This window comes from Granulicella mallensis MP5ACTX8 (assembly GCF_000178955.2).
In the GTDB taxonomy this organism is placed as follows: domain Bacteria; phylum Acidobacteriota; class Terriglobia; order Terriglobales; family Acidobacteriaceae; genus Granulicella; species Granulicella mallensis.
The window spans coordinates 4072687-4087036 of sequence record NC_016631.1; the positions used below are offsets into that span (position 1 = coordinate 4072687).

Annotated in this window: 9 protein-coding genes; 7 read left to right on the forward strand and 2 right to left on the reverse strand. The window is 54.9% G+C overall.

Annotated features, from left to right (window positions below; genetic code table 11):
- Positions 1-208 precede the first annotated feature (208 nt).
- Both ACIX8_RS16115 and ACIX8_RS16120 read left to right on the forward strand, forming a co-directional pair.
- On the forward strand, positions 209-1021 hold the full coding sequence (locus ACIX8_RS16115; RefSeq protein ID WP_190273678.1) for a metallophosphoesterase family protein: 813 nt from the start codon (positions 209-211) through the stop codon (positions 1019-1021).
- Between the two features lie 74 nt (positions 1022-1095).
- Positions 1096-4344, forward strand: coding sequence for a TonB-dependent receptor (locus ACIX8_RS16120; protein WP_014266432.1), 3249 nt, complete (start codon positions 1096-1098; stop codon positions 4342-4344).
- 95 nt (positions 4345-4439) lie between these two features.
- Here ACIX8_RS16120 and ACIX8_RS16125 read toward each other — a convergent pair whose 3' ends face one another.
- Positions 4440-6020, reverse strand: a complete 1581-nt coding sequence (locus ACIX8_RS16125; RefSeq protein WP_014266433.1) for a type VI secretion system Vgr family protein — start codon at positions 6018-6020, stop codon at positions 4440-4442.
- Positions 6021-6080: 60 nt separating this feature from the next.
- Entirely contained in the window at positions 6081-6584 is a 504-nt protein-coding gene (locus tag ACIX8_RS16130) for a hypothetical protein (RefSeq protein ID WP_014266434.1), read from the reverse strand.
- Positions 6585-6889: 305 nt separating this feature from the next.
- Between ACIX8_RS16130 and ACIX8_RS16135 the strand changes: the two genes are divergently transcribed.
- From ACIX8_RS16135 to ACIX8_RS16160, 5 genes are all read left to right on the forward strand, one after another.
- Complete coding sequence (locus ACIX8_RS16135; RefSeq protein ID WP_014266435.1) at positions 6890-7315, forward strand: DUF1795 domain-containing protein; 426 nt, start codon at positions 6890-6892, stop codon at positions 7313-7315.
- Between the two features lie 66 nt (positions 7316-7381).
- The gene (locus ACIX8_RS16140; protein WP_014266436.1) at positions 7382-11842 is read left to right on the forward strand and encodes an RHS repeat-associated core domain-containing protein; all 4461 of its coding nucleotides are present in this window, start codon (positions 7382-7384) and stop codon (positions 11840-11842) included.
- 12 nt (positions 11843-11854) lie between these two features.
- The gene (locus ACIX8_RS16145) at positions 11855-12427 is read left to right on the forward strand and encodes a hypothetical protein (protein ID WP_014266437.1); all 573 of its coding nucleotides are present in this window, start codon (positions 11855-11857) and stop codon (positions 12425-12427) included.
- A gap of 614 nt (positions 12428-13041) precedes the next feature.
- Positions 13042-13299: an Imm30 family immunity protein gene (locus ACIX8_RS25310; RefSeq protein WP_083836702.1), complete on the forward strand. Its 258-nt coding sequence runs from the start codon at positions 13042-13044 to the stop codon at positions 13297-13299.
- A 444-nt stretch (positions 13300-13743) separates the two neighbouring features.
- Positions 13744-14196 (forward strand): hypothetical protein, encoded by a 453-nt coding sequence (locus ACIX8_RS16160; protein ID WP_014266438.1) that lies wholly within the window; start codon positions 13744-13746, stop codon positions 14194-14196.
- Positions 14197-14350 lie beyond the last annotated feature (154 nt).

Sequence of the window (14350 nt, forward strand, 5' to 3'; positions counted from 1 at the left end):
TGACACGGCCCGTGCAGCTTTGTCTGTGTATAACTTCGCCCACCAGTTCACATGAGGCTGTGCAGGAATGTTAAGGAGATCGTTTCTCAAATCGTCGTTGGCCCTCCCTGTTTCAGGAATGTTACTCGGTCGCTCTTCATTGGGGTTCTCTCAGGCCCTCCCTTCCCCTCTGGTCGCGCCTAAATCGCGCCCCAGCGATTTCGATTTCGTGTTCTTCACGGACTGCCATCTCGAACCCGAACTCGCAGGAGTCGAGGGATGCGTCAAATGTTTCACACAGATCAATAAAGAGAAAGCGGACTTTTGCATCGCGGGCGGCGACCAGGTCTTCGATGTATGCGAACAGGATCTTACCCGCGCACACCTGCTCTTCAACCTCTACCAACAGACGGAGAAGGATCACCTGAGCGGCAAGGTTTACTACACCGTCGGCAACCATGACGTGGTCGGCATTAATCAGAAGAGCCCAGTGGAACCGGGGGCTCACGAATATGGGAAGAAGTTATATGAAGACTACTTCGGAAAGCGCTACTACTCCTTCGACCATAAGGGCTGGCACTTCATCGTCCTCGATTCGATAGGCATCGAGTATTACAAGATCTTCAAAGCCGAGTTCGATGAGGAGCAGCTTGCCTGGTTGAAATCCGACCTGTCGTCCGTCGGCCCCTCCGTGCCCATCATCGTGGTCACGCACGTCCCGATTGCGACCGTGCTGGGCACACTCAGTACGCATTCCCACAACGGCCCCGGCCCTATCGCTGCAAACTCCTATGCGGTGCACGAACTCCTCGCCGGACACAACCTGAAGGCCATCCTTCAGGGACATCTGCATGTCTGGCAAAAGTCGGAATATCAGGGAGTCCAGTACCTCATCAGCGGTGCCGTATCAGGAGCCTGGTGGGAGGGGGCGATGGACGGCACTCCAGAGGGCTACACCCTCTGCCAGATCCGCGGAGACCAACTTCATCTCTCTTATGTGACCTACCCGTGGGTCGCTCGTGTCCAGCACCCAAAAAGCTGAGCCACTGAAACCAGAATTCCCTCGCGCAGAGCAGTTATCACGACACACAACACGATTGAAATGGAGCTACGACTATGTCTTGCGATCTCTTCGTTTGCATCTCACGCCTGACTCCCCGCTTGAGCAAAGACCGCGGCTTTCGGAAACAACTTATCCTCTCACTCGTCCTCTTGATTGCGGGCCTCCTGGGTCTCAGTGAGACAGGGTACGCCCAAAAGGGCCTGACAAGCCTTAGAGGCACGATCACCGACCCGTCGGGTGGAACCGTCTCAGGCGTATCGCTGACGCTCACCGATCTTGCCAGCCAGGCAAAACGGCAACTGACCACAAAAGACAACGGCGAATATGAGTACAGCGCGTTGAATCCGGGAAGATACCGGCTCGACGTCACCAAATCCGGATTTAAGAATGTCGCGCTCGAAGGGCTCCTTCTTGAGGACGGCCGCGTGAGCGTGAAGGACGTAGTGCTCACTGTCGGAGGAGACACCTCCGAGATCACGGTAGACAGCAAGCCCGATGTCATCACGACGGACACAGGAGTGATGGAGGTCGGCTTCGACAGCAACCGCATCAAGCTGACACCGACCAATGACCAAAACCCTGGTCCTGAGGCGCTGCTGAGCTCGCTGCCCGGCATCACTGCCACCGGTTATTCAGTGCAGATCTCCGGACAAGGCGCGAACCAACTGGTGCTCAACTACGACGGTCTGCAGAACCGCGAAGGAAACCAGAACGTCAATATCAACTTCTATCAAGAGTTCACAGCTGTCACCAGCAATGCGTCCGCGGAGTGGGCAAGTGCGGTCAATGAAAACTCCACCTCCAAACGCGGCGGCAATCAGTTTCATGGCGGTGCAGCCTACAGGATGTTCAACAATACGCTCAATGCGTCCGGATACTTTGCACCGACGAAGAACCACTCCCTGATGGACGAAGTAATAGGCGAGTTGGGCGGCCCCATCATCCGGGACAAGACCTTCTTCTACGTCGGCTTTATGAAGCAGTTGTACTACGCCGGCACCTTCAACCAGACAGAGGTGCCGACGCAGCAGATGCGTAGTGGAAACTTTGGCGATACCGTCATCACAGATCCGGCCACCGGCAAGCCCTTCCCAAACAACATGATTCCAGCAGGAAGAGTAAGCCCTGTCTCACTTGCTCTGCAGAACGCGTACGTGCCTCTTCCAGACCAGAACTTCAATGACCCCAGCCTGAACAACTATGGATGGACTCACCCCTTTCCTTCGGACATCTTTGAGGGAACATGGTGGTTTGCGCGCGTCGACCAGCAGATCACCTCACACAACAATTTGAGCTTCCGGTTCAGTTCGAAGTCGGCGCCGTATGTCCTGGCCAATAACCTTCCCGATTTTTTCCGGACGCGGCTCCGCTACAACAACCAGTACACCCTGGCCGATACGTATATCTTCTCGTCAAATCTCGTCAACGAATTCCAGATCGCCCGCAATTACCTGAAGCTGTTCGATGGCCAGACGGAGGGGGGACAGACGCCTCTGCGTGGCGCAGACGTCATCTCGCAGATCGGTCTTCAAGGAATCGACACGACGGGCACGCAAGGGATTTCAGGCTCGCCTGCGATGAATATCTCAGGGTATGCCGACCTGTCGACGCCGTCCGGCGGACTGGGCGATGATGAGCATGATCTGGTCATTCAAGATTCAGTGACCTGGACGTTTGGAAGACACGTCATCAAGTTCGGTGGGAACCTCATCAACTACAGAACCGGCCAGGGAGTTGTGCCTAACTTCGGCTCGTTCTCCTTCGATGGCTCATTTACCGGAAATGGATATGCGGATTTCCTTCTGGGCCTGCCGAGAACCAGCGAGCGCTCGAATCCGATCTACAACGAAGCCTATGTATCGCACGAGGCCGGACTATTCGCACAGGATAGCTTCAAGCTGACGCCCAAGCTCACCCTGGACTATGGTCTTCGCTGGGACTATTACGGACTCCCGCATTACACGGACAATCTTGACTACAACTGGGACATCAACACTGGAGCGATCGTCGTCCCTGAATCTTCGCTTGGAAAGGTAAGCCTGCCGCCGCTCTATCCCTCCAACATCCAGATCGTGGCCGGCCAGGTGACCGCGAACCCGAAGCTGACGAATCTGCGTCCACGTCTCTCTGCTGCCTATCGTCTCCGCGATGAGATGGTGCTGCGTGGCGGCTATGCGGAGTTCACCGAGCGTTATGGCATCTCAGATCGCGTGAACAATGGCGGGCCGTTCGCAGTCGCACAGAACTATACAAATCTGAATGCAGCAACCCCGACGGGCGCGTTGTTCTCGTTCCCGAACCCGTTCCCCGCAAACCTGGCTTCGGCGCAGACACCGTCCCAGTCCGTCACGGGATATCCCCTCGACACCGACAACGGAACGATCCGGCAGTACAACGTCACTGTCGAACAGAAGATGTTTCATGACCTCGGGTTTCGCCTCGCGTATATCGGCTCGCATGGAAGCGGTTTGAGCTACAAGACGAACATCAATCTGCAGAGACCGAGCACGAATCCCTACACGCCTACCAACAATCCCTGGCCACAGTACAACCAGATCAACTATTACTTCTCGAATGGATCGCAGAAATATAACTCCATGCAGGTCGAGGTACAGCGCCGTACCGGCTGGTTCCAGTTCGATGGCCACTACACCTGGGCAAGCAATCTCAACGATTTTTCCGACACGGAAAATCCCTACGACGTCCTGAGCCACTGGTCGAAGGACGCAACGACCCGGCGGCATGTCGGGGTGATCAACACTTACATCGATCTGCCGTTCGGACATGGCAAACGCTACATGAACCATGCGCCACGGTGGATGGACGCGACCCTCGGAGGATGGAACATCCAGACGATCAGCTACTTCGGATCGGGTCTCTACATGGGACCGCAGTACAGCGGAGCTGATCCCTCGAACACGGGTACATTCGGCGGCATTCCCGATCGCGTCCCGAATGTTGCCTTGTATCCCGCCCACAAGAGCGCAGCCCTCTGGTTCAATCCAGCAGCCTTCACGGCGCCCCAACCGGGCCATTTCGGCAATGCCGGGGTGGACTCAATCGAAGGACAAGGACTGTTGTCTTCCAACATCAGTCTGAGCAAGACCTTCCGTCTGACAGACCGGGTGCACTTCCTGCTAACGGGAGCCGCATCGGATGTATTCAACCGTTCGGGGTTCAACGACCTCGACACCAACATCAACGATACGACCGCGGGACAATACTACGACATCACTCCTGACTACGTGGGAGACCGCTCCGGTCGCAGAATGATCTCGATCAAGGGCCGGATTGAGTTCTAATCGCTCAGAGTATGTGTTAGATAGTGTCTGACGAATCTCCGATTCGTCAGACACTATCTAGTCCCATGTACCAAGACACTTGAAAGAAGGCAATATTAACTAGACTTCGTTTCACCTGATCCGCCGATTTCGTGCGAAAAAAGAGCCGCCTTGAGGTGGATGCGTCCGGCTGCCGAGAGAATGATGTCTCCTTCGGTATGAAGCACGACCAGGTTTCTGCCGGTATCGGGTGAATTTTCTGTCATGGTGAAGGAGTTGCTGTTGGGCGTGGCGAGCACCACAGCTTCCTTGCCCTGGGTATCTACAAACTGCATACGATTGCCACTCTTGGTAAGGATGCGCTTGATGTCGTTGGACTGAATGTCTGAACCGTAGTAATCCTCACGTGGGGCCTGATGGACACCATTCCAAACGGATCCGATGATGAGTGGGCGCTCAGGGTCGCCGTCTTCAAAGATCACCGCGACCTCGTCTCCGGCCTCCGGCATGAACATAAATCCGCGATCGGGGCCGGCATGTGGACTGACAGTGCGAGCCCAGTGGGTAGAGCCATCCTCCTGCCAGAAGAATTGGACCTTAATCCGGCCCATCTTTCTAGGATCGTTGTGATCCACCACCCGAGCCGGGACCACACCGTTCCAGGTGCGCGATGCCGGAGGGAGTGGGCTCCGGTATTTTTTCCATGGCGTGCAGACAAAATTGTTGGTGTAGCCCTGCTTCGTCCATTCGTGAACCACTTTTACCAGGCCGTAAGTTCCTTTGGCGTCCAACGTTCCGTCGATCTGAACGGTGTCACCGGCCTTGAGGTTTTGATTGCGTGACGAACCTGCGCCGATGATGGCTGCTCCCAGTGACCGCTCGCTTTCCTGTTGAAGCTGCGTCTGATAGTCCGCAAGGGTCATAGCCCGTGCCCGCTGGGGCTCGAAGCCCGGCGGCAACTGCTGCGAGGCGGATTGCACTGCACTGCTGAGGCGCTGCGCCCCATCATAGAATGCCGGTGAATTACTTACCTGCGTAAAGGTATTCGATGCCATGGCATGATGGTCGTAGTGGGAGCCGCTGAAGCTCGGTGGAGCCATCTTTCCGTGCAGGGTGAATCGGATCAGGCCACCTTCTTCGCTCCGCCAGGCGACGACACTACCGGCCTGAAAGCTGTCAAAAATCTCAACTCCGCCTTGAGTGGGCCGCATCCATGCGCCGTAGTCGTCGACAATACGGTTGAGAAAAGAAAAGTCAGTCTCTCCATATTGCACATAGTTCAACGCCTTGCCGCCCGAGGCCTGCACGCTAACACTAAGACCGGAGCGTCCGGCGATCGTCCCTGCTATCGCAGCGAGATCTTTCTCCGCATAGTACTGCTTGTGTGCTGTGATATCGAGCTTATAACTGGAGCTGACAGCAACGAGGCGCGCCGTATAGCTGCCCCAGATCTCATAGGTAAGTTGAACATCCGAGATGAAACCCGTGAAGTGAAGATGCGCCACTCCATCATCGTCGACGGTCTCGATCTCTATCGTCTTGCCCAGCAGGTCTTCCACGGGGATGCGGCTGTCCTCAGTTTGCATGCAGACCACCGTACAGCTCCAATGTTGATTGAGTTCCTGCACTACCTCGACGGAAGCCAGCAAAGAGTCCTGTAGGATGTCATTGCTAATTTTGATTTGCGGTAGAGGCATAAACTAAGAATCTCCTTGTGGGCACCCTGACCTGCCCCCGATCATCAGGACATGATGGCGTCAGCTTGCTGCATCGGGAGGTGCTGGAGCCGCAGGCGTGCCCTGAGCATGTCCGCCTTGTCCTGGATTAATGTAGACTTTGCCGCTTTTAATAGTGATGGCGCCCGGGCTAATATCTATGAAGTCCGTACCAGTTCCGCTAAACAGAGAAATCTGCTGGGCATCGATGACAATCTTCCCTGTACTCTTCAAGTGAATCTCGTCGACGGCTTCCAGGGTATAGACCTTCGCCACCTTTTCCAGATGGCTGCCCGCTTGCAGTTCACGGGAGCTATCGCCCTCGGCAATCAGTTCCTTGCGAGCTTTTTGGAGAATCAGCGCCTGGCTTCCATTTCCGGAAGGAGGATCGGTCACAATACCGGCCACGGCACCGCTGGTGCCCTTCAGAGCGCTGACAGAGGTCATGCTCTTGGGATCGAGCGAGCCAAAACCTGGGGCCTTCACATCGCTGCTGATCTTATTGGATCGGGTTGCGGTGACAACATTGCTTTGAAATGTGCTCATCCAAGTGGGTCCGACGAGGAGGTGTTCGAACGTTTATAAAAACCTGGTTTCTTAAGCAACTTTCCTTCAAATCCCTGCACCATATCTTCTCATGACATGCGCGGGAACCAAATTTCAATTGTAAAAAAATGTTGAATACGACTAAGCCTGCGGGGAATGCACAGGATGGGACGCGATAAGCTTTCGGCACACCGCGATTGTCGGGGGTTGTTTTGCTCTCATCGCTCGCGAGTTTATCGTCCACAGGAAACTTGTATCAGCCGCGGAAATTATGTCAACGATAACGGCAGGAGATTGAGATAGTCGTGGTTTATCAAATGCAAGAAGCTTGTCTAACGCTGGACGATACATGGCAGGATCAAAGTGTAAATGTATTGATTCCTACGGAACTGGCGACGAAAGGCGTGAGCCTGGTAGTTGCTCGCGACGTCATCCCCTTCGGAATGACATTGGCAGAGTATCTTGAGCAGCAAAAATCTACCTTTCAGAAAGAACTTGCCGAATTTGAACTGATGCTTGACGCCCCGGGATCGGTGGATCACCGGCCGGCACACTTTCTTGAGTTCTCCTGGAATAACAACGGAAAACTGCTGCAGCAAATGGTCATCGTAGTGCAAGACAATAACCGTACCTTAAGCCTTACCGGCACCATCCCCGGCAAGAGTGATCAGGATATCCGCGGATTCCTGCTGTCGGCGATGACTAGCCTCAAGTTCAATCCCAGTCACTAGTGGGGACTCCGTCCTCGCGACGGCGGTTCTCCGAAAAGCAGAACAGACTCTCACGCAGAGTAGGTCATGAGCGATCCCACGGAACCGACAGCACAACAAAAGCTGGACGCCCTCAAGGCAGAGGGCAGCAACCAGGGCACGGTCGATGCCATTGCGACCGGCGGACATGCCATTAGCGCCGCGTACGTGGCCGATGGCGCTGTCGCCGCCTACGGTGCGGGTGGCACGGCCGGATGGATAGCGCTGCGTTGCTTCGCGACAAGGCTGGTTGTTCCCTTGGCAGGAGCAATGGCTGGCGGCTACATCGCGCAAGCGATCGGGGCCGATGAAGGGGTCTTGAAAGTTGCGGAATTCTTCGGTGCGGAGAGGCAGGCGCAGCCCGGCCCGCAACCGGCCGTGGTGGACGACCAGATTGCGCATAATCACGCTTTTAGTGGTGCACTGACCGGGCTGTTGGTCGGTGTAGCGGTAGGGGCTGGGTTAGCGTTGATGATCGGCACAGGTGGATTACTCGCTCCGCTGGTGATCGGCGCCGCTGCCGGCTTTGCCGGCGCCGCGGTGAGCGGAGCAGGAGCCAAGATGGCCAGCATCACAGGCCACATCACATCCGGTTCTCCCGATGTCTACTTCGAAGACAAGCGCGTGGCACGAGTCACGGATCTCGTGGCATGCGACGATCACGGCGAGAAGCAGATCATCGAAGGCAGCGAGACCATCTTCATCAATGACCTGCCCCTCACCCGGATCGGACACAAGATCAAGTGCAGCGCAGTGGTTCAACAGGGCTGCACCACCATCTTTGCCGACGAGACCTCAAAGCTTTATGGCGAACCGGATGCCGAGTTCTCCCCCTTGCAGCAACTTTTTCTCTCCGCAGTGGAAGTACTCAGCTTCCGCTCCGCATCGCGCGAAGGCGGCCTGCTGGATGGCTTGCTGCGGAAACTCTTTGGCGAGCCGATCGATCTTGTCACCGGAGACTATGCGGAGTACCGTACCGACTTTGAATACGCGAGCGTTCTGCCGCTACGGCTGACCCGCTGCTATGCAGGCAGGCAGCAGGTGGAAGGAGTTCTGGGGCGCAAGTGGATCTCCAACTGGTCGCAACGGTTGCTCTATGCCGAAGATGGCCGCACGGTCCTGCTCGAAGATGCCGCCGGGCAGAGACTGGTGTTTCTCACTCCAACCACCGCTGCCAACTCGATTCATCTCAAGGCACCCTATTACATGCTGAGCGGCGCCGGGCCGGAGACCAGGCTGTTCGATAGTCGCAGCCAGCAGACCCTGATCTTTGTACGAAGTGCAGGCGATTCTCTCGTTGGGCGGTTGGCCGCAATCGAAGATCGCAACGGCAATCGCATTGATTTTGTCTACTCCCGTAACCGTCTGCAGCGCATCGTGCACTCCGATGGAGTGGCGTTCGAGGTTGCCACTACGCCGGAAGGCCATGTGCTCTGGGTAGCCATGGTGGGCAACGATCAGCCCCTGGTCCAATACAGTTACGACGAAAGAGGCAACCTCACCTCTGTCCATAGTCTGTTCAAAGGCGAATTCCACTACGACTACAACGAGCATGGCTGGCTGACGCATTGGCGGGATTCCGCTGCAACCAAGGTCTGGTTTGAGTACGACGGAGGGGGGCGGGTCATCGCCACGCGCACCCCCGAAGGCATCTACAACGACCGCTTTATCTATCACGACACGGAGCGAAGGACACTCTACATCGACGCCACCGGCGCACAGTGGGAGCTATGGTTCAACTCCGACCACCTGGTCATCCGGGAGCAGGACCCGCTGGGCCATGTAACCCAGCACACCTGGGATTCGCTGGAGCGCAAGCAGACTATGACGGATGCTGCTGGGCGGGTCACAAACTATCAGTACGATGACGCCGGCAAGCTCACGGCGGAGATCGACTGGGTTGGCCGAACCACGCGGTATCAATATGACAGGCAGGGCCTGCTCACCGAGGTGCAATACCCGGACGAACTGAAATCGCGCCGTAACTATGATCTCCACGGCAACCGCGTAAAGAGCACGCGCCCAGACGGTTCGAGCCTCAGCTATACCTACGACGAGCAGGGCCGGTTGCTCTCGCAAACTGATTCGACGGGCTCAAGACGAACCTGGGAGTACGGCCCGCAAGGGCGTCTGGTGGCCACGGTCGATGCTGAAGGGCAGCGAACGGAAGTCGAGCAGGATGTCTGGCGGCGGCCGCAGCGGATCAAAGATGCTGCCGGATTCTCAACACTCTTTGAGTACCAGGCAGGGCCCGATAATCCGCGTGCGGCTCTCAGCCGCGTGATCCATCCCGATAGTGGAGAAGAGCGCTTCAGCTATGACTCGGAAGGCCTGCTGGCCAGACAGATGGGCGCGGAAGGCCAGCTCAGAAGCTCCGACTACGGAGCCTTCGATCTGCTGCGCCGCGTCACCGACCCCGAGGGTCACTCCCTGTCCTTGGAATACGATGGCGCCGCCCGGCTTACTGGACTAACCAACGCCATGGGTGACCGCTGGATCTATACCTATGATGCTGCCGGACGCCTGGCAATCGAGACCGACTGGGCAGGGCGCAGAACGCACTATCTGCGCGACGCGCTGGGCCGTCTCCAGCAAAAGCTCTTGCCGGATGGCGTGGAGCAACACTTCCTCTGGGATAACCGCGACCGCATCGTCGGTGTAGCCACCGCCACCTCCAGGATCGAGTATGAATACGACACCGCCGACCGTCTGATCCGGGCTGCCACCTACTATCTCCCGGAAAACGATAGCGATCCGGAGACCTCCAGCAAGCCGCAAAGCGAGGTCCGGCTTACCTACAATCGGCAAGGGCAGCTTATCCGGGAAGTTCAGAATGGGATGCCCCTCAGCTACCGCTATGACGACGCCGGGCGCTGCGTCAGCGTCATCAGTCCCACGGGGGAGACGCGCCTTCAGTTCGATTCTCGCGGGCTGCTCGCAGGGTTCGACAGCAACGGTCACGGACTGGAATTTCAGCGCAATGCCCTGGGGCTCGAGGTAGAGCGGCAGTACAAGCCCAGGACTCCCTCCATTCAGACGGCCTTCAGCCTCCAGCAAAGCTATGATCTCTGCGGACGACTCGGCGAGCAGCAGGCTGGCGGCCATCGCTGGAACTCGCCGGAGGAGCCCACGTTTTTTGCCTCCCGTGAACTGTCGCGCCGCTACGAGTGGGATAAGTCCGGTCGTCTGCGAGGCGTAGAGGATAACCTTCGGGGAAAGACAGACTACCGTTATGATTCCCGCGACCAGGTCACTGCAGTCCTGCGCGAACAAGGACTCAACGGCGGAGCCCCGGCTCAGGAGAGCTATCAGTACGACGCGCTGATGAACCTGGCCAGCAGCAACGCTGGGGCCCACAAGTACCGGCACGGGCAGGTAGAGAAGGCCAGCAACTCAACCTACCACTACGATAAGCGGGGCCGCGTCGTCAGCAAGACGGTGCTCAAGAATGGCTTCCGCCCTCAGACGTGGACCTACGAGTGGGACGACTTCGACCGGTTGATAGAAGTACGCGCCGAACGGGGCGGCCGCTGGCGGTACACCTACGATGCCTTTGGCAGGAGAATCGAAAAACAGTGTCTTACGCCGGTCAAGGCCGGCGCGGTGAGCCGCGTTACGTATCTATGGCAGGGCGCGAAGGTATCCGAAGAATGGCGCACTGCAGCAGAAGACGAAAGCGCAATAGAGATCGACCGCTGGCACTATAAGCCCGCGACCTTCCACCCCATAGCGAAGGAAACACTAGCACGCACCGAGATCGATCCCTTCGCTCTTGCGGAAAGCACATTTTATCCGGTCGTAACCGACGAAGCAGGCACTCCCAGGGAGCTTTTCAACGCAGAAGGTGATTGTGTCTGGCGGGCTGAGTACACTCTGTGGGGTGAGATATCAGGGAACACCCCAGGTCCGAGATCTTCCGATGCAGAATGCAATCTGAAGTTCCAGGGGCAGTGGAAAGATGACGAGAGCGGTCTGCACTACAACTTCCAGCGCTACTATGATCCTGAAATTGGCCAGTACTTGAGTTCCGATCCAATTGGGTTGGAAGGTGGAACGCGAAGCTACGGGTACGTGCATAATCCAGTAAGTTGGGTGGACCCATGGGGACTTGCAGATGCGCTTGGAACGATTAAATATCCAATAAATCCTAACTTGACACCAGTTCCTGGATCTCGTCAGGATGCGATCGATGGTGCATGGGAACAGGAGCGTGATCTGGTTAATACGACGGGAAGTGGAACAGTTAATTGGACCCCAGAACAGAGCCAGGAGCTTTTAAATACAGGTGAGGTAAACGGTTATACTGGCCATCATATTAACAGCGTCTCGGAAGAACCCTCTTGGGCCGGGGATCCGAGGAATATTAGATTCCTGCCGAACGGGAGAGCTCCTGGAATGTCAAATGATCACCTCTACAGCCCTCAGGGGCATCGCGGAAATTGGCGCAATAGGACTAGGGGACGTCTGATCGATCGTGAAGCTATGATCAATCAAGGGAAATGCGGTTAAGGAGAAATCAACATGTCTTACGAAATCTCGTCCAAAAACTTCAAAGATGTATTGGATAAAGCAGGTATATCTTATTCAACCGAACATGTTTCTGATCAAAACAAAGAATGCAGAGATGTTTTTAACGATCAAGACCTTAGAGAGATAAGCCAGTTCGGATACGTTGGCGATGTTTCAATAAAATGGCCAGTGGAGCAATTCTATATATACCCTCTTGCGAATCTGCTGAAGATGCAGGAAGGATATCGAGTCTCGAATGGGATCGCAGACACTCATTGGGATCAAGCGAAGTATGTTATCGGAGATTGGGCAGCAGACCCTGTTTCAATCGATAAATCGGGGGGCATCTGGTATGCCGTCCACGGGGAAGGCGAATGGAACTACGATAAATTATCGAATAGCCTTGAAGAATTTATCGATACACTTAGGAAGTGGGTTGAATATTTTTTGATTGAAAACAAAGGGAAAATAAAAAACGAACAAAGAAAAATTACACTAGAGAAAAAGGCGGAAGTTCAAGAAATAGTACTTGGCTCTCTGAATGAAGAATGCAAAAAAGGCTTTATGCGTTTTTTGTTCTCGTAAATGAGTACCTAGGTCGGGCATAAGAGCGTCACATCGTATTCACTCGAGGAGAGCAGACAGGAGACGCCACAGAGAGAGTGCTAAAACCGCATTTGTTTTGGAGATAATGGAGACTCCATGCAAGGCCGAAGCGGCATATTCGGACCTCGTAGCGCAATTACGAAAGAGATCGTGGCGTGCGGCTAACATGATCCGAACGATATCAATTAAGGTAGGCTTTCAAGGCGCCGTCGATTGCATTGGTCGAGGCTGCCGTTGATTGGCTCCAGCCTGCTGGTGGACCAGGATTTCTGCTTCTGGAAAAGACAGGCGACCCGAGTTTTGCGCAAGCAGGTGGAGGGAATGACGCTTGCACTATCGAGTGGAGAGAGTATTCGAACGGGAGTTTCCGGCACTGGGTCGCGGGACTTCCGGGGTTCGACTCCAAAAAGAACATTAAGATCCCAGGTAACGGGACGTATTTCACGATCAAGGCAAACGAACAGCTTTCAAACAAAAATGTAAAAGCGATTCTACTTTCGTTCGCCCAAGGCAAATCGCGACCACAAGAATTTGTCTGGCGTGACATCACAGCACAGTTCGGGACCTGAAACTTCCCGGCGCTTCAAACCGTAGTGGCAATTCTAGTATTTGGGGAGCTTTCGAAAGATATGACACAAGAGCAGCTTGCGCATCTTCGCGATGCTCGTTTCTTAAGAAACCCAGATGAGGTTAATACATTTGAATCGGCATTATCGGAAATTAAACGGCAGGGTAATGTAACCCAACCTGAAGCCGAAGAGTTATATCGCATTTTTGCTGACTCTTCATCTCAGCAAGATGTCCTCTGGCGACTACTGCATCTAATAGAACACCTTGACCAGAGCGTTTGACTCCCAGCATTCGTTGCCGTGCTGCCGGAGATGATGACCAATTCCTCCGAATGGGCAGACACGATCACAGCACGAATCCTTAATGCAGAGAGGTCTCTGTCATCACTTAAGGTGCTGTTGAAAAGCACTCCTGGAAGTCTGAATGCCATCCTATCAATTTTGGAAGAATTGGCACGAGACCAGAATCCTCGTCTGCAGAAGCTGCGCGAAAATGCCGCCATTCTGTTGGAAGATCTTCAATCCAGTCCGTAGATAGAGTTCATTCCTTACCGCTTAGTTTGCACTCGAGTAGCAGTTGGTTATTACGAAAAGGCGCGTAGAGCCGACGGTTCAGCAGCACCCAAGCCGCTTTCAGCAAAGAAGCGAAGCAGAAATGCGGTTAAGAGCAAGGCAGGGAAGATAGAGCAACAACCGTGACATTCTGAAGTCTGAAAGGAAATTGCGATGAAAGAGTACCGCGTACAGAGAATTTGGCTTTGGCTCATTACGATGATTGGCCCACCCCTTGCTCTCGCTTTTATTGCTATAGCTGTTCTTACTGTTTTTGCCTCGGATGCAAACCCTACCCAAACACTGGCTCAAAAGTCCCTCACTTCCCTCATTTGCGTTTTCCTGGGGCTTGCTATGGCATATGCACCTTGGACTGCTTGGACGGCCCGTTTATGGCTTAACGACACAGGAATTCGGTTTAAATATGGCTTCCGGACTCACGAGATTCACAAAGAGCAGATTCGTAGTTATTCCTTGCGCCCTGGCGTAAGAATGGTGGCGATGCCTCTCATGCCAGGGTTCATCGAACTCTACGGAACCGACAAAAAGAAGATTGCAAGCATTCCGGGATACTTTGAAGGCAGAGCCGAACTATTAGCCTGGCTGAACAAGGTAGTGTCTGGGTAGATCCAGAAATCCGACGGAATCAAGCTCGTCCGCCGACGCATCAAAACGAACGCCTCATTCTGGTCAAAACCGGCATGGCAAGCTGCGTTTCAGATCTGTATGAGGCGCGAAAGTGTAAGAGGAATAGCTCAAGGCAGCAGAAGACAGAGGGTTC